This is a genomic window from Duganella sp. OV510, from assembly GCF_900100205.1.
Lineage (GTDB): Bacteria > Pseudomonadota > Gammaproteobacteria > Burkholderiales > Burkholderiaceae_D > Rugamonas.
On the sequence record NZ_FNEQ01000002.1, the window covers coordinates 433,941 to 452,435 of the forward strand.

Consider the following 18,495-nt stretch of genomic DNA (forward strand, 5'->3'; position numbering starts at 1 on the left):
TCCTCTCGTTTGGGTTTGCGGTGCAGGAACTGTCACGATAAGCGCTTCGGCCACGGCTGACCGTGCGGAAGCGCACGGTCGCGAAAAAGCCCGCTTATGTGAAGTGACACACGGACGCGGCCGTCTCTGCGGCGCATGCTATGAGTGACGCATAGACTATTTCTGGAGAGCGGCATGTTCCCTATCTCATCCCTGACACCGTCGTCGACGACGGAATTGCAACCGGTTAATCGCGCTGCGGAGGCGGCGGCAGTTAATAGCGCTACCGTGAATGCGGTGGGCTCGGCGCTGGATGCGCCGCCTGCGGCCTCTGTGCAGGTAGATTTGTCGCCGGTAGCGAGTTTCCTGCTGTCAGTAACCAATGCACAGCAGCAGATTGCTCAGGCGCAAGGGACGCAGGCGCAGCGGTCGGATACGGTGAACTCGGCGGTGCAGAATGTGGTCAACGCGTTTAATCTGCTGCCAACCGTGGATTTCGATCAGGGTCAGCCGCTGGAGGCTTCGCTGCTGAATAATCTGGTCAACAACCTGAACCAGCAGCCCAATGATGGGGCGAATACGCAGGCGCAGAATCTGGCGCGGCTGGGGCTGACCTTGCAACCGCCGTTGCTGTCGGATCTGACTGGCGGGCTGTCGCTGGAGCCGGAGTTACTGCGGGCGGCGCTGAATGTCGACGATCAGCAAACCACGCAGACGTTGCAGAATACTTTAGGCAATTTCCGTGATCAGGCGACGCAGTTTGCCGAGCGGCTGAGCGCATCGGGCAGTTCACAGATTCCGGGCTTGAACAGCAATCCATTCCAGACGCTGAGTGCGTTCCAGCAGCCGGCGCTGACGCCGGCCGACCTGGCGGCCAACGCTCGGCTGGACCTGGCGCGCGCGGCGATCGATAACCTGTCGCAGAATCCGCTGCCGGAAACCGCCGCCGACCGCCTCGCGGCGCAGCGCGCGCAGCTGGAACAAGCCACCAACACTCAGCAACCGGAGACGCCGTCACCTATCGTCAACCAACAACAACTGGCAGCCCAGCAGGCGCAAGACGCGCAGCAGGCCAATGCGCAGCAGCTGCAAGCCAATCAGACCGCTGCGCAACAGGCCCAGGCCGCACAGCAGACCAACGCGCAGCAGCTGCAAGCACAGAGCGATCAATTGCAAGCGGCACAGCTGGCGCAAGCCGACCAGGCGGCCGATGCGCAACGCGCCCAGCTCTTGCAGGGCGCCACGCAGCAAGCCAATCTGACGCAGACGCAGCAAACACAGGCCGCGCTGGATCGCCAGACGCAGCTCGAACAGGCGCAGGCCGCGCAACAAACGCAGCTTCAGCAAGCCGCCATCCAGCAGCAGAACTTCCAGCAGGCGCAAGCCGCCGGCGTTTCTTCGCTGCTGCAAACGCAAGCCCTGAACCAGGCCGCTGCCGAGCGCGCGCAACAGGCTGCCGACGCCCGAGAAGCGCAGCAACAGCTCAGCGGCACGCAATCCGCGCAACAGACTGCCAACGCACAGGCCACCGCACAGACGGCAGCCCAAGTGCAAGCAGCAAACCAAGCTCAGGCTGACCAAACGCAGGCCGCGAATCAGACGCAGGCGGCTAATGAAGCGCAGGCTGCTGAACAGGCGCAAGCAGAAGAAGCTGCGACACAGAGCGCTGCCGAACAAGCGCAAGCCACCGCCCAGGCCCAGACCGCGCGCCAACAAGCCACCACCACAGTGAACAGCGCCAACTCGGCCGCACAGCTGGCGCAGCAGCAGGCAGTCGCAGCACAGAACGCCGCGCAAAGCGTCACGCTGCCTGCCAACGCCACGCAGGCGCAGCAGGCACAAGCCACGGAAAATGCCACCGCCCAGGTGGCGATCGCCAACGCTGCGGCACAGGCGGCCTCGGTACAGGCTCAAGCGGCGCAAAATGCGGCGGACGCCATGGCTGCGCAGAACGCCGCTGCCAATGCCGCCGTCGCCCAGGCGCGCGCCGCCCAGAACAACGCTGGCACCGCCGATGCCGCCGCCACGGCGGCCAGCGTCGCTGCGCAACAGGCGGCCGCCGCGCAGCAAACCGCGACCAGCCTGGCAGCAGCCAACGCCGCTGCCGCTGATGCAGCACAACAAGCCACCGCTGCATCCAACGCCGCCCAGCAGGCAGCAGCTGCACAGGCGGCCGCCCAGGCCAATGCCGAACAGGTCAATGCCGCACAAGCCGCAGCCGCCCAGGCTGCCGCCAATGCCCCGTCCGACCTGCGCAGCAACCCGGCGCTGGCAGCCGCCATCGCCGCCTACAACATCAACAATGTAGCCGGTACCAGCGGTCGCGCGGCACAAGCAGCACAGGCCGCCATTCCACGTGTCGGCGCTGTCAATGCAACAACACCTGCGCGCGGCATCGGCAACGCCCCTTGATGCCGCCGACTGGCGCCGCCCCATCGTGGGGCGGCCGCACCAAATTAAATTCTGATTGGCTATGGTTTACAGCCCCAACTCACACGATAATATTCTGTGTTTTCGGGAATAATCACACAACTATAGTCACTCAGGAGATCGCATGAAATTGCAGCACACCGCCGCCGCACTGGCACTGATGGCAGCCTTTGGCGCCCACGCCCAGGACTCCGTCGTCAAAATCGGCCATAGCGGACCGTTGTCCGGCTCCCAGGCCTTCTCGGGCAAAGACAATGAAAGCGGCGCCCGCCTGGCGGTAGAAGAGCTGAATGCCAAGCCGATCACCGTGGCTGGTAAAAAAATCAAGTTCGAATTGCTGTCGGAAGACGACCAGGGCGATCCGAAAGCCGGCATGGCAGCCGCCCAGAAACTGATCGACAAAGGCGTGCACTTCGTGGTCGGCCCGTACAACTCGGGCGTGGCGATTCCCGCATCGCGCGCTTACAACGACGCCGGCGCACTGATCGCCACCGTCGCCACCAATCCAAAGCTGACCCAGCAAGGCTACAAGGGCCTGTACCGCGTCAACGCCAGCGATAGCCAGCTGGGCTCGAAAATGGCGCTGTACGCCGCCAAGGAACTGAAATTCAAGACCGTGGCCGTGATTGACGATCGCACCGCCTTCGGCCAGGGTGTGGCGGAAGAATTCAAGAAATCAGCCAAGGCCGCCGGCATGAATGTGGTCGGCCACGAGTTCACCAATGACAAGGCGTTCGACTTCACCGCCATCCTGACCAAGCTGAAAACCAAAAAGGTCGAAGCGATCTTCTTCGGTGGCTATGCACCACAAGCCGCACCGATGGCGCGCCAGATGAAACAGCTGGGCATCACCGCCAAGCTGCTGGGCGGCGATACCATCTGCACCGCCGAAATGGGCAAGCTGGGCGGCGATGCCGTCGGCGACAACGTGCTGTGCTCGCAAGGCGGCGCCATCCTGGAAAAAGCCACGGCAGGCCCGGCCTTCAAGGCCAAGTTCAAGGCCCGCTTCAAGCAGGATGCCGACGTCTACGCGGCCGCCTACTACGACGCCACCATGATGTACGCCCAGGCGATGCAAAAGGCGAATTCGACCGATGCACAAAAAGTGCAGCAAGTCATCAGCGCCGGTGCCTACCAGGGCGTGGCCGGCACCTACGCGTTTGATGCCAAGGGCGATATGAAGCAGTCGCCAGTGACCATCTTCACCTTCAAGGCCGGCCAGCCGCTTGCGCTGACGAGCTATTAAGGCTGTCGACCAGGCCGATCAGGCTGTCGAAGGCTTGCTGGGCGCCCCGGCAAGCCTGCTCAATCTGGCGTTCTGTCACCACGGCGGCACGTAGCGCGGCCAGGAACTGTTGCCAACGCGGGCCCGGCGCACCCTCGCCGCGCAGATAAGCCAGCGGATGCGGCGCCAGCCGCTCCGCCAGGCGCTTGTATAGCACCGCGCCGCCCAGTTGCGATCCCTCGACCACATACGCCACGCCCCAGCGATACGCTGCATCGTCCAGCTGCGTCAACGACGCCGGCTGCAATACGGGCAACGCCGGCAAGCCGGCCAGCGCCGGATGCGCCAGGTCGGCACGGATCAGCGACAGGTAATCGCGCGCCGGCAGGCCGGCTTGCGCATCAGCCAGCACCGGTTGCAGCGGCGCCAGCCACGCCTCCAGCAAAGACAAATGATCGCGGTAGGCGCGCAAATCGGGCGCCTCGGCCGCCAGTGGCGTGCGTGTATCCAGCGCGGCGTGGCGCGCCGCAGTAGCGGCCCGCAAGGCGGTCAATACATCCAACTTGTTCCCCTAACTCAACATGATTTGATGATTGTACACACGCGCTTTATGCGCACGGTACGCAACAGCACATTCGCCGATTCCCATGCTCGGGTAGAATTTCCGTACTCATTATCTGCTGCCTATGAACAATATTACCGCCCCACCCTGCTCGGTCCTGCTGATTGACGACGAAGCCATGGCTGAAGACCTGATCGGCTACCACCTGTCACGTCAGGACGGCATCCGCCTGCGCTACGACAAGCGCGCCGAGCACGCGCCCACGCTGTGCCGTGAAACCGAGGCCACGGTGGTGCTGGTCGACCTGCGCATGCCCGGCGCCGATGGCTTCGACGTGATCCGCATGCTGCGCGCCACGCCGGAGACCGAGCATGTGCCCATCATCCTGCTCTCGTCCGAGGACGACGCCGACATCAAGGCGCGCGCCTTCGCATTGGGCGCCAATGACTACCTGGTGAAATGGCCGGACGCGCGCGAACTGGAAGCACGCATCCGCTACCACAGCGCGGCCTACCGGGCGCGCTGCGAGCGCGACGCCGCCTTCCTCGAACTGCGCCAGCGCGAGGAAGAACTGCGCGCCAGCCAGGCGGCGCTGCAGCAGTCGCAGAAGATGGAAGCCATCGGCCAGCTGACCGGCGGTGTGGCGCACGATTTCAACAACGTGCTGCAGATCATCGGCGGCAACCTGCAACTGGTGAAGATGATCGGCGGCGTCAACCCGCAAGGCATGGCGCGGATCGACAATGCACTCGGCGGCGTCGAACGCGGCGCGCGTCTGGCGCAGCACCTGCTGGCGTTCGCGCGCCGCCAGCCGCTGCAAAACGCGGTGGTGGCGCTGGAACCGGTGCTGGCGAATATGGACGACATGCTGCGCCGCGTGCTGGGACCGCGCGCGGTGGTCATCACCGACATCGCGCCGCAGTTGTGGAACACCGAGGTGGATATCGGCCAGTTCAACAACGTCATCCTCAACCTGGCCATCAACGCGCGCGATGCCATGAATGGCGAAGGCACGCTGACCATCCGCGCACGCAACCTGCCGGCCGGCTCGCCGCTGCCGGACAACCATGGTGAAAGCAGCGCCGACTACGTCTTGATCGACATTGCCGACACCGGCGAAGGCATGCCGGAGGAGGTACGCCTGCGTGCCTTTGAACCATTCTTCACCACCAAGCCAACCGGCCAGGGTACCGGCCTTGGATTAAGCATGGCCTATGGCTTCGTCAAGCAGTCCGGCGGCGAGATCGCGCTGCAAAGCACGGTCGGCAAAGGTACCTGCGTGCAGATCTGCCTGCGCCGCAGCGAGGGCACGCCACAGGTACTGATGCCTGTACCGGTGCAACCGCTGAGCGGCGGCGTGGAAACCATCCTGGTGGTGGAAGATGAAGAGGAAGTACGCGTCGCCACCGTCGACCTGCTGGCCGCGCTGGGCTATAAGGTATTGAGCAGCGCCGACGCCGAACAGGCGGCGCAACTGATTGAGGATGGCGTCCATATCGACCTGCTGTTCACCGACGTCATCATGCCCGGCAAAGTCAGCAGCCTGGAACTCAGTGAGCTGGTGCAGCGCAAGCAGCCCACGGCGCAGGTGCTGTTCACCTCAGGCTACGCCGAAGGCGTGCTGGCGCACGATGGCAAGCTGCCGCCGAATGTGCACCTGCTACACAAGCCTTATACCGCCGAGGTGCTGAGCGCGCGCATCCGCCACCTGCTGCGGCGGAACACGCCGTCGATTACTGCGGCTTGATGTAGCGATGCGAACCTGGCGGCGGTTCATTCAGCACCGCCCAGAAGATGCCCAGGTCGGCGATGGCACGCACGAATTCGGCGAAGTCCACCGGCTTGACCACATAGGCATTGACGCCCAGCTCATAGCTGCGCACCAGGTCCTGTTCTTCCCTGGACGAGGTCAGCATCACCACCGGCATGCTTTTCAGCGTGGCTGAGGCGCGGATCTCGGCCAGCACTTCCAGGCCGTCGACTTTCGGCAGTTTCAGGTCGAGCAGCACCACCGCCGGATTGCCTTGCTCGCGCGTGGCATACGCGCCGCGCGCATGCAGGTAGTCCAGCGCCTCGGCGCCGTCGCGCACGATGATTACTTCATTGGCCAACTGGCTGCGCTCCAGCGCGATCAGGGTCAGTTCCAGATCGTTGGGATTATCTTCTACCAGCAGTATGGGCTTTAACATGGGTACTCTCAATCATGATGCGGCAAAGCGAACGAAAACGTTGCGCCCTCCCCCGGCACGGAAGTGGCCCAGACACGGCCGCCATGGCGCTCGATGATGCGGCGCACATTGGCAAGACCAATGCCCGTGCCCTGGAAATCTTCCATGCGGTGCAGGCGCTGGAATACGCCAAACAGCTTATGGGCATATTCCATGTTGAAACCGACACCATTGTCGGCAATGTGAAACGCCGTCTCGCCCGGCAGCTGTTCGCTGCTGATGCGTATCACCGCCGGATTGCTCCCTGCCGTGAACTTGACCGCGTTCGACAACAGATTATACAAGGCCAGCTGCAGGAAGGCGGGATCGGCGATGATCTCCGGCAGCGGCCCGACCTGCCAGTCGATGCGGTGCTGCGGCAGGTCCGGCGCCAGCTTGTCGATGCAGCCCTGCACCAGGTCGTCCATGCGCACGCGGATCGGCCGCAGCGCGGCGCGGCCCATCTGCGAAAAACTCAATAGATCGTCAACCAGCTTGCCGGCCAGGCGGGCCGCATCCTTGATGTTGGCGAGGAAGCGCTGGCGCCGCTCCGGGCTGTCAGTGCCGGCGGTTTCCATCAGCAGGTCGGAGAAGCCGACGATGTGGCGCAACGGCGCGCGCAAGTCGTGCGACACCGAATACGAGAACGCCTCCAGCTCCTTGTTGGCGCGGCCCAGTTCCTCGGCCAGATCGGCCATCTGCTCGGCGCGTTCCAGTGCGATGCCCAGCAGCGCGGTGCGGAACTCCACCGCCAGTTCCACCTCGCCTTCGCGCCACGGCGTGCTGCTGCCATGTATGGTTTCGCGCCACAGCTGGAAGCTGGTGCGCGGCGTCAGCTGGCCGGCGCGCAGTTCCTTGCCATCCGGCCGGCCGGCCCAGTCGATGTGGTAGACGTGTTCGGGACGGAACCACAGCAGGTAGTGCTGGTGGATGCGCGAGATCTGCATCGCCAGCAGGCCGCTGGCGCTGTCGGTGAATTCCAGTGCCGGCGGATACTGTGCCGACAGGTGGCCGCTGTGGAACACCTCCTCGTGGACGTTGGCGCCCAGCCAGTCGGACAGTGCGCGGATCTGTTCATCGGACGGAGTGTCGCCAAAGGTGGTCAGCCTGTCGTCGATGACGATGGCGACGCCGCCGGCGCGGGCGAAGTGCAGCAGTTCGGGCAGCACGCTGCGCAGGTTTTCGATAAAGTCGGCGCCCTGCGTCAGGCCACCGAGGATGCGCACCATCGAACGCCGCACCTCCAGGCGGAATTGCAGCTCATCTGCATCGCCGCGATTCTTGATGTGCAGCGCCAGAATCTGCCCCAGTTGCTCGCACACGGTGCGCTGGTGGAAGCTGAGCATGCGCGGCTCCGCATGGTGGCAGGAGATCAGTCCCCACAGCTTGCCCTTGACCACCAGCGACACCGACATCGACGCCAGCGTGCCCATATTGCGCATGTATTGCAGGTGTACCGGCGAGACGCTGCGCAGCGCGGCAAACGACAGGTCGCTGGCCTTGCCGCTGAGCGGGTTGCTCGCTGGCGTCAGCAGGGACGGCGTGTAGTTGGCGTCCTGGATGATGCGCACGCGGTTGGCGATATACAGTTCGCGCGCCTGGCGCGGGATATCGCTGGCGGGGAAGCGCTGGCCGACATAGCTGTCGTAACCATCGGCCAGCGATTCGGCCAGCACATTGCCGTGGCCGTCTTCGTCGAAGCTGTAGACCAGCACCCGGCCAAAGCCGGTCAGTGCGCGGATGTCGGCGGCGGCCAGCGCGCACAATGCTTCAATGCTGTCGGCATCATTGATCTTGTTGAGGAAGTCGCCGACCAGTGGATACAAGCGCTGCAACTCGGCGCCGTGATCGTCGCGCGCCGGCTCGAACTCCAGGATCTGCAAGCCATCCCACGCATGCGCCAGCACGTCGAATGCCGTGTCGCCCACGCTGAGAGTGGTCAGGTAAGCCGGACGCTCACGCAGCTCGCCGTCCACCAGCAGCTGCGCCAGCACCGCCGCACCAGCTGCGCCGATGATGTCTGCCAGCGGGCGTTGCAGCGCCGCTTCCGGCATCAGGCCGGTGAACTGCGCCAGGTTGTCGCTGACTTGCACCACCTGCGGCTGCGCGCCACCGGCCAGCGCCAGCAAAAAGCCATGCGGCTGCGCCGCGCCAGGCGTGCGTATGGGTTCGCGCTCGCAGCTGGCGATATCGATGGCGGTGCTGTCCTGGGGCATGGCGGGGACGGAAGAATCCTGAATTATCAGGCCTGCATCATACCAAGCTCTGCCATCTTCCGCCGCACGAAACACTTAGTTGTCCTGGACCGTTTTCAGGGTGGCAAACACCGGCGACGCCACCGGTCCGAGCGCCGGCAGCGGCATGTAGGCAATGGCGCGCGCCTCCTCGGCCGGCAGACCGATACCGTGCAGCACCGTGTACAGCATGTCCTCGATGTGCTGGTCGCTGCCGCCTTCGGTCAGCAGCGTCTCGATGCCGAAGAACAGCGAGCCCAATATCATGTCGCGCACCACCAGCGCGCTGCCGGCGGTAAAGCGGCCGCTGGACAGGCCCAGCGCCAGGTCGCGCAGCAGGTAGCGGTCCATGCGCCGGCCACGCACCGCATGGGCCGGCCCGATGCGGGTCAGGAAGGCGCCCCACACCGGGTAGCGCAGCGCGAAATGCACGTACAGCCGGGTGCCGACGCAGAAGCGCACGGCCGGGTCGTCATAGCGCAGCACCAGCGGATCGACCATGCCCAGCACCTCCTCGTTCAACTCCTCGGTGACGGCGGCCAGCAGTTCGTGCGCGGTCTTGAAGTAGTTGTAGAAGGTGCCGCGCGCAACGCCGGCGGCGGCGATAAAATCGTCGACCACCGGCGCATCCGGCCCCAGCCGGGCAAAGACGTCGATGGCGCTGCGTATCAACAGCGCGCGGGTACGCTCGCGGCGTTCGATGCCGGCACGCTTCTGGTGGTTGGCTGCGGGGGTGGTGTGGGTATCGTTCATGGAGGCGAGTATAGACGACTAGCCGCCGCGCCGCACATCGTCCAGCAGCGGCACCACCGCCAATAACAGCAGCGCGCAGGCCAGCGGCACGGTGGCGCTGAAGCCCAGCCACTGGAAGCCGAAAGCACCGGCCAGCCCGCCGGCCAGGAACATCGCCAGCAGGGCGCTGAGCAGCGACAGGCGGCGGCGGTCGGCGGTGACACGGCCGTCGGCGGCGTGGTCGCGGTTCCAGTAAAACAGCTTGCCCAGCTCGATGCCGATGTCGGTCACCAGGCCGGTGACGTGGGTGGTGCGGATCTCCGAGCGCGACGCCTTGCTGACAATGGCGTTCTGCAGCCCCATGACAAAGCACAGCAGCGCCACCGTGGCGGCAATGTGGCCGTTCGCCGCCAGCCGCGCGCCCAGCAGCCCGAACACCAGCAGCAGCGCCGCCTCCAGCATCAGCGGCAGCGCATAGCGGCTGTGCGCCTGGCGCCGCCGGCCCCAGTTGATCAGGATGGCCGAGGTGGCGGCGCCGAAAAAGAACGCCAGCAGCGAACCCAGTCCGGCCAGCAGCAGCGTGAATTTGCCCAGCACCAGATTGTCCGCCAGCGCCGACACCACGCCCGACATATGCGAGGTGTACTCGCCTACCGCGAAGAAGCCGCCGGCGTTGACCGCGCCGGCGACGAAGGCCAGCGATAACCCGAGTCGGCGGTTGCCGGTGTCGTCGCGTTGCGGGCTGGCGTAGCTCCGCAGGTAATGCATGGGCATGGGCGGCCTCGCGCGTCAGTAATCCTGGTTGCTCGGATAATGGCTGTAAAAGTCGTTGTCCCACCGGAAACGGGTGGTGGAAACCGTGATGCTGACGTCCAGCGCCTCGACGAAATGCCACCAGCCCACCGGCAGGAACAGGATTTCGCCCGGCGCCAGCACGCAGTCGATGACGGTCACATTGGCCATCAGCGGGAAGCGCTGCAAGTCGATGGCGCGGCCGTCGACTTGCGAGAAGCAGTGACGCTGGTTGTAGATATTGGGCGTGTCGCACGGGGCGATCAGCCGCACCCGCTTGCGCCCCGCCACCTGGATCATGAAGTTATTGGTCAGGTCGTGGTGGAAGGGCGTGATGGTGCCGGCCGGGCCAAACCAGAAAAAGCCGCCAGCTTCGCTCAGGTACTCGGACAGCGGCGGCAGATCCGCCATCAGCTGGCGCAATGCGTCCTGGTTATGGCCGTCGTTATTGGCGGTCATGTAGAAATCGTTGGTGACGCCGGCGTTGCGCACCAGTTCCACGTAATCGGCAAACGGCAGGCGGCGGCGGTGGGCGACGCTGTTCAGCTCATAGTCGGCGTCGGCATCGCGGCCAAACTGCACTTCGACCTCGCGCCCGCCCAGCGCAGTGGACAGGTAGTCAAAGCTCCATTTGTTGCTCGCCTGACAATCCTCCAGCATGCCGGTGATGATCACCGGCTGGTTGCGGCGGTAATAGTCGTGCAGAAAGGCGTCGCCCGACAGGCGCGCGCGGCGCGGCACCTCGGCCTGCGCCAGCCGGTTCAGCCGCGACTGAATGCCCAGCACCCAGTCGCGCTTGGCCAGCCGGTTGTGCAGGCGCGATACGCCACTCAGGTAGGGACTGCGCAGGGCAGCATCGACTTCAGCGCGCGCCGAAGCCTCGGCAATGCCGGAGGCAACCATGATGCCGGCCAGCTGCTCGGGATGGCCGCCCAGGATCAGGTTTTCGGCGATCCATCCGCGCCAGGAATCGTTGACCTCCACGGCCGGCGCCGCGTCCTGCTGGTTCATCCGGGTTGCCCTTTCCTACATATCAGGTTCAGGCTACACGGTATACTAGTAGACGGTCTCCGGCAACACCGCGCGGGCGACACCGTCACGCACATCGATGACGCGCGGATAGATCTTGCCCACACTCATCTTGAAATAAGCCTGGCCGGTTTTGTTAGCCGAAGGCAACACCATCAGCGCCTGGAAGGAATCCGGCTGCTCGTCCAGCACGGCAAAAATCGGCGGCGTGCCAGCCAGCACGATGGCCTGCAAAGACTCGGCACTTTCGATTTCCAGATGGTGGCCGCGCACCGATATTTCGTGAATATCGCCGGTAACGGTTTCAACCATCGCGGTGCCAACCACGCTGCCGTTGACCCGGTTGACCACCAGGTTCAGGCGCAAAACAGGACGGCTCTGGGAGGCGCTGCGGATTTCATAGACGGCGGCAAATAACTGACTCATGGCATTTCCTAAAGTGAAGATGTGGAACAGGTCTTCACTCTAGGTGTGCCGCTGAAAAGTGTCCTTCCGAATACCTTCAGATGACTAAGCCACTGATTAACAACAATTTTATCGCTTAGGCAAAACCCAGTCCGGACGGATGTAATGGCAGGTGTAGCCGTTCGGAATGCGCTCCAGATAGTCCTGATGCTCGGGTTCCGCCTCCCAGAACGGGCCTTCCGGCGCCAGTTCGGTCGCCACTTTGCCCGGCCACAAGCCGGAAGCGTTGACGTCGGCGATGGTGTCCTCAGCCACCGCCTTCTGTTCGTCACTGGCGTAGAAGATGGCAGAACGATAACTGGTGCCGATGTCGTTGCCCTGGCGGTTGCTGGTGCTCGGATCGTGGATCTGGAAGAAAAATTCCAGCATCTTGCGGTAGCTGGTGACGGCCGGATCGAAGACAATCTCGATCGCCTCGGCGTGCGTGCCATGGTTGCGGTAAGTGGCGTTGGCCACATCGCCGCCGCTGTAACCGACACGGGTACTGACCACGCCCGGCTGCTTGCGGATCAGGTCCTGCATGCCCCAGAAGCAGCCGCCAGCCAGGATGGCCCTCTCTGTTTTGGTCGTCATATTGAATTCCTTTCCATAAATGTTCTTGCTCAATTTGGAGACAGATACATATTTCTTCAAGCAAATACCTGAAATCCCACTATAATTGACGTTAGGAAAGCCAATTAGCTCCCTTCACGCGTGCCCCCTAGTTTGTCGCGCTACCAATTCCCCGGCCTGGACCCAGCCGAACGTCGTGTTTTTTTACCGTTCCGAGATCATGGACCAGACCAAACCCATCCAACGTATTTTAGTCGTAGACGACAACAACGAAGCGGCCGATATCTCCGCCGAGCTGCTGGAACTGCAGGGTTACCGCACCGCCGTCGCCTATGCTGGCCTGGCCGGCCTGGAAGCGGTACGCACTTTCCAGCCGCACGCGGTGCTGCTCGATCTCGGCATGCCGGGCATGGACGGCTACCAGGTGGCGGCTGCGCTGCGCGCTGTGCCGGACTACGATGACGTCGCGCTGATCGCCTTCACCGCCTGGGGCGACGTAGTCACCCGCCAGCGCGTGGTCGATACCGGCTTTGACGAACATGTCATCAAGCCGGCCAACCTGGACCGTATTCTGGCCGCCGTGCGCAATGCGCTGGCCAAGCGTGAGCAACTCTGCACGGCTGCCCTCAGCGAGGCAGTGTAATTGCTTTTGTGATACTGTCTGAGGTCAGACAGGAGGTGTCATCATGCTTGAGAGACGTACCCGCCCCGACCGCGACAAGGCGATCGCCGTCAATGCCGGCATTGCCATGAAGCAAAAACAAGGCCGCGAAGCGGCTGCCCTGTTCCTTGAAGACGCCGGCCTGCCGCTGGCTGTCATCGCCCGCGTGCTGAACGACGCCGAACAGCGTCGTGCCGGCGACCTGCGCTAGCTATTTCAGCAACACGCGGCCGAAAGCGGTATCGGTGCGTTCGCCGCTCAATTGCGCGTCGTAGGCGAAGCGGCAGGTTTGCAGATAAGCGATCGCCTGCCCCACCAGCGCCTGCGGCTGGCCGTTGGGCTCTGCCACCACGCGCACCGGCGCGCTATCGGCGTTAAGCAGGAAGCGCAGCAGAATGCCATCCGGACCGCTCGATCGCTGATCGGCTTCGCGGAAGCCGGCAAACTGCGCCGATGGCTGACAACTATCCTTCACCAGCAGCGGCCGCAGCGCCGGCGCATCGCTGAATTTCCATTCGTATTGCAAAGGGAAGACGGCGCCGTCACGCGCCTCCTTCAGCCCCGACCGGAACACGCATTGCGTGATGCCGGCGATGGCGGCGGCGTCGAGTATCTGCCAGCCGCTGCTTTTGCTGACGGTGGGCTTGCGCACCTTGCCGTCCTGGCCGATCTGGAAGCTGATGATGGTGGTGCCGGTGATTTCGTAGCGGACCGCTTCGGCCGGCCACTGCGGTTGCGCGCAGCTGGCTGGCGTCAGCAGCGCCGCGAACGGCACCCGTTGCACTTCAGGCTGAGCACGTCCGACCAGGTTGATAACGACGACAATCAGGACGACAGCGGCAAGCGCAAGCAATTTCTTGTTCATGCCGCGATCATAGCGCGCTTACTTGTCCCCGACCAGTTGCACCGCGTCGACCACCTTGTAGTCATGTTGCAGGTTGTTGGCGTAGGTTAGCTTGACTGCCTTGATCTTGTTGGCGGTCTTGTCGAAGCTGCGCACAAACCAGGTGCGGTTGCCGCGATAGTCGCGCTTGACGTCGTTGACGCCTTCCCACACGGTGCTCCACTTGCCATCGGTGTCCTGCAATTCGACCTTGTTGATCGCTTCGACGCCTTGGCCGCTGTCAATCACCACCCGCACCTCGGTGGCGTTGACCGGGGTGGCGTACTCCAGCTCCAGCCAGTCGAAGCCCTTGTCGATGTTTTCGTTGGTCCAGGAATTGCCGTCCGCCGGACCGGTGGCACGCTCCGGCGTGTTGCTATCGCCGGGCTTGCGCTTGTCGGCGCCGCCGAACACCGAGCTGGCCTTGGCCTGCGTGGCCCACTGGGCGCGCGCATCATTGATGTACTTGTCCTCCATCACGCCATATTCCAGCTGTGATTTCTTGCGAGCCTGTTCACGCTGTTCAGGTGTTTGCTCGGCGGGCGGCGTATCAGCGGCCGGTACCGGAGCGGTGGCCTGAGCCGGAACTGGTGCGGCGACAGGCACCGCCTCCTCGGTCTTTTCCTTCTTGTGGCAAGCGGTGAGCAGCGCGGCCAGCAGCATGGCCGCAACAGTGGCGTGACGTTTCATAGGCAGATTTCCTCGTTGATGTTATAAATACAATTTACCTCATCGCGGAAAATCGCCGCGCACTCATCAGCAAGGACAGTCGATCGGGCCAGGCTGGCGGATTATTGACGCAGCTTGTAGACCGGGGCGCCCCGCGCTGGCTATAATTCGTGGATGCGCTTATCGGATAAACGGAATGTACTGCACTTGTGGATCGCCATCCTGGCGCTCCTGTTCAGTGCCATCGCACCTTCCGTTTCGCACGCGGTGACAGCCGCCTCGACAATTCCTGGGCTGGAGATGTGTACGGTCAGCGGTCAGCAGCCGCTGAAGGGCAAGTCGCTGTCGGACGCCATCGTCCACGCCTTCGAGCACTGCCCGTATTGCGCCGCGCATGCGACGCCACCGTCGCTACCGCCACCATCTGCCTGGCATTTCCCGCTGCCTTCCGGCCAGGCGGTTTTCCCCGCGCTGTTCTATCACGCCCCAAAGCCGCTGTTCGCCTGGTCCACGGCCAACCCGCGCGCGCCACCTTTCTCCGCTTGAGTTCCAGCAGTGCCTTATCGCCCGACGCCTTTGCGCGCTTGGGCTGCTTCGCCGCGTGCGCGCGGCACTCAACGCAGATACATCATGAAAATCCATCCTGTTATTTTTATCGCCGCCGCAATGAACATGAACGCGTATGCGGAAGACCTGCCCACCGTGGAAATCAAGGGCGCACAACAAGCTAGCCTGGAACGCAACACCAGCACCGGCAGCAACCTCGGACTGACGCCGCTGGAAACGCCGGCCAGCATCGAAAGCATCAGCCGCGCGCAACTGGTCGATCGCGGCGACGCCCGTATCGTGGATGCCTTGAGCCGTGCCGCCGGCCTCAATGTTTTCCCGCATCCGGGCAACGGCGGCTCGGCGCTGGCGGCGCGCGGCTTCACCGACCTGGCCTCCGTCACCCAGCTGTATGACGGCATGAAGCAGTACGGCAGCGGCGCGCTGACCTTCCCGTTCGACACCTGGTCGGTCGAGCGCATCGAAGTTCTGCGCGGCCCGGCCTCGGTGATCTACGGCGCCGGCGCCATTGGCGGTGTGGTCAACATCATTCCACGCAAGCCCGGCGCCGGAGCGATACAGAACGAGATCATGCTGGGCGCAGGCAGCCATGACACGCGGCGCTACGGCTTCGGCAGCGGCGGCGGCATCAGCGAACAGCTGTCCTACCGGCTGGACGTCAGCGGCAACCGCAGCGACAACTGGATGGCCAATGGCGAATCGCGCGATAACAATATCTCCGCCGCGCTGCGCTACGACATCAGCCCGACGCTGAATGTGGTGCTCTCGCACGCGCAGAGCGACCAGCATCCGATGCGCTACTTTGGCGTACCGCTGATTGACGGCCAGTTCTCGCCGCGCACCTATGACAAGAACTACAACGTGGCCGACGGCGTGATTCAATATCGCGACCAGCAGACCAGCGCCGCGCTGCACTGGCAGCCTGTGGATGGCGTATCGGTCAGCAGCACGCTGTATCACATCCGCAGCAGGCGTCAATGGCGCAACGCCGAGAGCTACAGCTGGCTGCCCGGCACCACGCAAATCGAACGCTCCGACTACACCGAGATCCGCCACAACCAGGAGCAGTCCGGCAATATGACCGTGGCCACGCTGAACGGTCTGCTGTTCGGCATGCGCAACACCTTCTCCGGCGGTGTGGAATTCAATCGCAGCCGCTTCGGCCACACCAATAACTCGCCCTACTCAGGCAGCAGCGTGGTCGATATCGATCAACCGCTGGCAGGCGAATTCTTCAGCCCTGACAACGCCTTCCTCAAGTACCAGGTGCGTGCGCGCCAGTACGCCGGCTTCATCGAGAATCGCCTGCAACTGGACGACAAGCTATCGCTGGTGGCCGGCCTGCGCCACGACCGCGACGAAGTGGAAAAGCGCGACCTGGTGACGCCATCGTCATCGTTCGATAAAACCTTCAGCAACACCGGCTACCGCCTCGGCGCGGTGCGCGCGCTGAACGAACATACCGCGTTGTATGCGCAGTATTCGGTGGCGCACGATCCGCTCGGCCCGCTGCTGTTCACCAATACCACGCGCGCCGCGTTCGACCTGGCCAAGGGCAAGCAGATCGAAGCCGGCGCCAAGCAGACATTCTGGGGCGGCGATGGCGAGTGGACGCTATCCGCCTACCGCATCGTCAAGAACAATCTGCTGACGCGCGACCCGAGCAATATCAGCCGCAGCATTCAGGTCGGCGAACAGTCGTCGCGCGGCCTGGAAGCGACCGTGGTATTCAGCCACGGCGCACTGTGGCGACTGGAGGCGAATGCCACCGCGCTGCGCGCGCAGTACGATGAATTCAACGAGAACAGCGGCGGCAAGCTGGTGTCGCGCGCCGGCAATACGCCGGCAGATGTCCCTGAACGGATGGCGAATATCTTCGGCAGCTACCGCATCGCGCCGCAATGGACGGCACTCGCCAGCGCCCACTATGTCGGCGAACTCAACGCCGACAGCGCCAATACGCTGAAGATGCCGGCCTACACCACCGTCGACCTGGGCCTGCGTTGGCAGTTGGCCGACCGCACCGCGCTGACTGCGCGTGGCTTCAATGTCTTCGACAAGCGCTACGCGCAGACCGCCTACTACAACAGCGCCCAATGGCTGCTCGGTGCGGACCGGCGCTACGAGCTGCAACTTCGCCAGGCATTCTAGGCGAGGTTGCGGATGGCGGCGACCAGCTGATCCAGATCTGCGGTGCGCGTGAACAGCCCCGGCGTCACGCGGATACAGGCGCCGCCCGCCGGGCCTTTGCGGGCAACGGTAAAGATGCGGTACTGCTCCACCAGCCGGTTCACCAGCGCCACGTTCTGCTCGAAGCTGGTGTGGCCCTTCAGGCGGAACGAGGTGACAGCGCCGTAGCTGCCCTCCTCGTCCGGCGTCAGGATCTGCACACCGTCATGGCCGCGCAGCTGACTTACCCAGTGGTCGCGCAGCGCACGCAGGCGGCGGCCGCGATTCGCCACGCCGATATCGTCGTGCAGCTTGAGCGCAGCGGGGATGGTCATCAGCGCGGCGGCGTTCACCGTGCCGGAATGGACGCGCGAACGGATGTCGGTGACGGCGTAATCCTCGTCACCGCGTTCGATGCCGATATCCGCCAGCCGCTCCTTGCGGATGTACAGGAAACCGGTGCCCAGCGGCGCTCCCACCCACTTGTGCAGGTTGGCGCCAATGAAGTCCGCGCCCAGGTCCGGCAGCTTGTAATCCAGCTGTCCCCACGACTGCGCCACGTCTAGAATCACATCGACGCCGCGCGCCTTGGCCAGCTTGATAATCTCCACCACCGGTAGCACAAAGCCGGTGCGGTGGTTGATGTGGGTAAGCAGCAGCAGCCGCGTACGTGGATTGGCGCGCAGCGCCTTGTCATAGGTGTCGACGGCGGCCTGGCGGTTAAGCTGATCCGGCAACTGCACCACTGCCACCTTGGCGCCGCTGCGTTGCGCCAGGTCGTTCATCGCGTACTGCATGGCGTCATAATCCAGATTGGCGTACATGATGCTGTCGCCACGCTTCAGCAACTTGTAATTGCAGATCAGGTTTTGCAGCGACTCAGTGGCGCCGCGCGTGATCGCCAGTTCTTCCGGCGCCACGCCGGTGTGCGCTGCCAGCAGCGTGCGCAGCTGATCCATGCCGGCGCGGTCGAACTGCCGCCGCAGGTGGTAGGAGTTATAGCGATTCAGGTAATCGATATTGCGCTTGAAGTCCTCCGCCACCGGCCGCGCCATGATGCCGTAGTAGGCATTCTCCAGGTTGACGAAGTCGCCGGCGATATCGTAACTCTGCGCGATTGCGTCCCAATCGGCGCCGCTTGCCGGTGCAGCGCGTGACGCACCTGCCGCCGTCAATGCCGTCATGCCTACAGCCGCCCCAAGCAGCTTGCGCCGGCCAGCCTGAAATCCATCCATCCCGCACCTCCACAGAGTTGATATTGCAGACCAGTATAGAGATTGGCCATCATCGTGCATGGCGCATGATTTATCATTCCATAAATTCCAGTTATAGGTGCCGC

The 18,495-nt window shown here is 63.6% G+C and carries 18 protein-coding genes; 7 read left to right on the forward strand and 11 right to left on the reverse strand.

Annotated elements, in window-relative coordinates:
- Positions 1-174 precede the first annotated feature (174 nt).
- Entirely contained in the window at positions 175-2,391 is a 2,217-nt protein-coding gene (locus BLS51_RS09005) for a hypothetical protein (RefSeq protein ID WP_139168674.1), read from the forward strand.
- 142 nt (positions 2,392-2,533) lie between these two features.
- Positions 2,534-3,655 (forward strand): branched-chain amino acid ABC transporter substrate-binding protein, encoded by a 1,122-nt coding sequence (locus BLS51_RS09010; protein WP_090181429.1) that lies wholly within the window; start codon positions 2,534-2,536, stop codon positions 3,653-3,655.
- On the opposite strand, the gene BLS51_RS09015 is transcribed toward BLS51_RS09010, so the two are convergent.
- A complete protein-coding gene (locus BLS51_RS09015; RefSeq protein ID WP_090181426.1) occupies positions 3,618-4,196 on the reverse strand; it encodes a biliverdin-producing heme oxygenase in 579 nt (192 codons plus the stop codon). The two genes, BLS51_RS09010 and BLS51_RS09015, sit on opposite strands and share 38 nt — an antisense overlap.
- A gap of 124 nt (positions 4,197-4,320) precedes the next feature.
- On the opposite strand from BLS51_RS09015, the gene BLS51_RS09020 reads away from it, so the two are divergent.
- Entirely contained in the window at positions 4,321-5,943 is a 1,623-nt protein-coding gene (locus BLS51_RS09020; protein ID WP_090181424.1) for a response regulator, read from the forward strand.
- On the opposite strand, the gene BLS51_RS09025 is transcribed toward BLS51_RS09020, so the two are convergent.
- The 7 genes from BLS51_RS09025 to msrA form a co-directional block, all read right to left on the reverse strand.
- Positions 5,930-6,385 (reverse strand): response regulator, encoded by a 456-nt coding sequence (locus BLS51_RS09025; protein WP_090181421.1) that lies wholly within the window; start codon positions 6,383-6,385, stop codon positions 5,930-5,932. The two genes, BLS51_RS09020 and BLS51_RS09025, sit on opposite strands and share 14 nt — an antisense overlap.
- Positions 6,386-6,393: 8 nt before the next feature.
- The gene (locus tag BLS51_RS09030) at positions 6,394-8,619 is read right to left on the reverse strand and encodes an ATP-binding protein (RefSeq protein ID WP_090181418.1); all 2,226 of its coding nucleotides are present in this window, start codon (positions 8,617-8,619) and stop codon (positions 6,394-6,396) included.
- Positions 8,620-8,694: 75 nt separating this feature from the next.
- Entirely contained in the window at positions 8,695-9,390 is a 696-nt protein-coding gene (locus tag BLS51_RS09035; protein WP_090181415.1) for a TetR/AcrR family transcriptional regulator, read from the reverse strand.
- 18 nt (positions 9,391-9,408) lie between these two features.
- Complete coding sequence (locus BLS51_RS09040; protein ID WP_090181414.1) at positions 9,409-10,143, reverse strand: YoaK family protein; 735 nt, start codon at positions 10,141-10,143, stop codon at positions 9,409-9,411.
- A 15-nt stretch (positions 10,144-10,158) separates the two neighbouring features.
- The gene (locus BLS51_RS09045) at positions 10,159-11,172 is read right to left on the reverse strand and encodes a cupin-like domain-containing protein (protein ID WP_090181411.1); all 1,014 of its coding nucleotides are present in this window, start codon (positions 11,170-11,172) and stop codon (positions 10,159-10,161) included.
- 45 nt (positions 11,173-11,217) lie between these two features.
- Complete coding sequence (locus BLS51_RS09050; protein WP_090181408.1) at positions 11,218-11,616, reverse strand: DUF1842 domain-containing protein; 399 nt, start codon at positions 11,614-11,616, stop codon at positions 11,218-11,220.
- Positions 11,617-11,724: 108 nt separating this feature from the next.
- The gene (msrA, locus tag BLS51_RS09055) at positions 11,725-12,228 is read right to left on the reverse strand and encodes a peptide-methionine (S)-S-oxide reductase MsrA (protein WP_090182210.1); all 504 of its coding nucleotides are present in this window, start codon (positions 12,226-12,228) and stop codon (positions 11,725-11,727) included.
- Positions 12,229-12,427: 199 nt separating this feature from the next.
- On the opposite strand from msrA, the gene BLS51_RS09060 reads away from it, so the two are divergent.
- Together BLS51_RS09060 and BLS51_RS09065 are read left to right on the forward strand one after the other, a co-directional pair.
- Positions 12,428-12,850: a response regulator gene (locus BLS51_RS09060; RefSeq protein WP_090182209.1), complete on the forward strand. Its 423-nt coding sequence runs from the start codon at positions 12,428-12,430 to the stop codon at positions 12,848-12,850.
- Between the two features lie 43 nt (positions 12,851-12,893).
- Positions 12,894-13,079 (forward strand): hypothetical protein, encoded by a 186-nt coding sequence (locus BLS51_RS09065; protein ID WP_229207492.1) that lies wholly within the window; start codon positions 12,894-12,896, stop codon positions 13,077-13,079.
- Here BLS51_RS09065 and BLS51_RS09070 read toward each other — a convergent pair whose 3' ends face one another.
- Complete coding sequence (locus BLS51_RS09070) at positions 13,080-13,733, reverse strand: TonB family protein (protein ID WP_090181401.1); 654 nt, start codon at positions 13,731-13,733, stop codon at positions 13,080-13,082.
- Between the two features lie 18 nt (positions 13,734-13,751).
- Positions 13,752-14,441, reverse strand: coding sequence for a hypothetical protein (locus tag BLS51_RS09075; RefSeq protein ID WP_090181398.1), 690 nt, complete (start codon positions 14,439-14,441; stop codon positions 13,752-13,754).
- Positions 14,442-14,594: 153 nt separating this feature from the next.
- Here BLS51_RS09075 and BLS51_RS09080 point away from each other — a divergent pair, with 153 nt between their 5' ends.
- Together BLS51_RS09080 and BLS51_RS09085 are read left to right on the forward strand one after the other, a co-directional pair.
- Positions 14,595-14,966, forward strand: coding sequence for a DUF2946 domain-containing protein (locus BLS51_RS09080; protein ID WP_090181395.1), 372 nt, complete (start codon positions 14,595-14,597; stop codon positions 14,964-14,966).
- A gap of 84 nt (positions 14,967-15,050) precedes the next feature.
- Positions 15,051-17,138, forward strand: a complete 2,088-nt coding sequence (locus BLS51_RS09085) for a TonB-dependent receptor (RefSeq protein WP_090181392.1) — start codon at positions 15,051-15,053, stop codon at positions 17,136-17,138.
- Here BLS51_RS09085 and BLS51_RS09090 read toward each other — a convergent pair.
- Entirely contained in the window at positions 17,135-18,391 is a 1,257-nt protein-coding gene (locus BLS51_RS09090) for an aminotransferase class V-fold PLP-dependent enzyme (RefSeq protein WP_090181390.1), read from the reverse strand. The genes BLS51_RS09085 and BLS51_RS09090 overlap by 4 nt on opposite strands.
- Positions 18,392-18,495: the final 104 nt, after the last annotated feature.

Coding starts and splice junctions, on each gene's coding strand:
- BLS51_RS09005 (WP_139168674.1), top strand. CDS start 175: ATGTTCCCTATCTCATCCCTGACACCGTCGTCGACGACGGAATTGCAA.
- BLS51_RS09010 (WP_090181429.1), top strand. CDS start 2,534: ATGAAATTGCAGCACACCGCCGCCGCACTGGCACTGATGGCAGCCTTT.
- BLS51_RS09020 (WP_090181424.1), top strand. CDS start 4,321: ATGAACAATATTACCGCCCCACCCTGCTCGGTCCTGCTGATTGACGAC.
- BLS51_RS09025 (WP_090181421.1), bottom strand. CDS start 6,385: ATGTTAAAGCCCATACTGCTGGTAGAAGATAATCCCAACGATCTGGAA.
- BLS51_RS09030 (WP_090181418.1), bottom strand. CDS start 8,619: ATGCCCCAGGACAGCACCGCCATCGATATCGCCAGCTGCGAGCGCGAA.
- BLS51_RS09035 (WP_090181415.1), bottom strand. CDS start 9,390: ATGAACGATACCCACACCACCCCCGCAGCCAACCACCAGAAGCGTGCC.
- BLS51_RS09040 (WP_090181414.1), bottom strand. CDS start 10,143: ATGCCCATGCATTACCTGCGGAGCTACGCCAGCCCGCAACGCGACGAC.
- BLS51_RS09045 (WP_090181411.1), bottom strand. CDS start 11,172: ATGAACCAGCAGGACGCGGCGCCGGCCGTGGAGGTCAACGATTCCTGG.
- BLS51_RS09050 (WP_090181408.1), bottom strand. CDS start 11,616: ATGAGTCAGTTATTTGCCGCCGTCTATGAAATCCGCAGCGCCTCCCAG.
- msrA (WP_090182210.1), bottom strand. CDS start 12,228: ATGACGACCAAAACAGAGAGGGCCATCCTGGCTGGCGGCTGCTTCTGG.
- BLS51_RS09060 (WP_090182209.1), top strand. CDS start 12,428: ATGGACCAGACCAAACCCATCCAACGTATTTTAGTCGTAGACGACAAC.
- BLS51_RS09065 (WP_229207492.1), top strand. CDS start 12,894: ATGCTTGAGAGACGTACCCGCCCCGACCGCGACAAGGCGATCGCCGTC.
- BLS51_RS09070 (WP_090181401.1), bottom strand. CDS start 13,733: ATGAACAAGAAATTGCTTGCGCTTGCCGCTGTCGTCCTGATTGTCGTC.
- BLS51_RS09075 (WP_090181398.1), bottom strand. CDS start 14,441: ATGAAACGTCACGCCACTGTTGCGGCCATGCTGCTGGCCGCGCTGCTC.
- BLS51_RS09080 (WP_090181395.1), top strand. CDS start 14,595: ATGCGCTTATCGGATAAACGGAATGTACTGCACTTGTGGATCGCCATC.
- BLS51_RS09085 (WP_090181392.1), top strand. CDS start 15,051: ATGAAAATCCATCCTGTTATTTTTATCGCCGCCGCAATGAACATGAAC.
- BLS51_RS09090 (WP_090181390.1), bottom strand. CDS start 18,391: ATGGATGGATTTCAGGCTGGCCGGCGCAAGCTGCTTGGGGCGGCTGTA.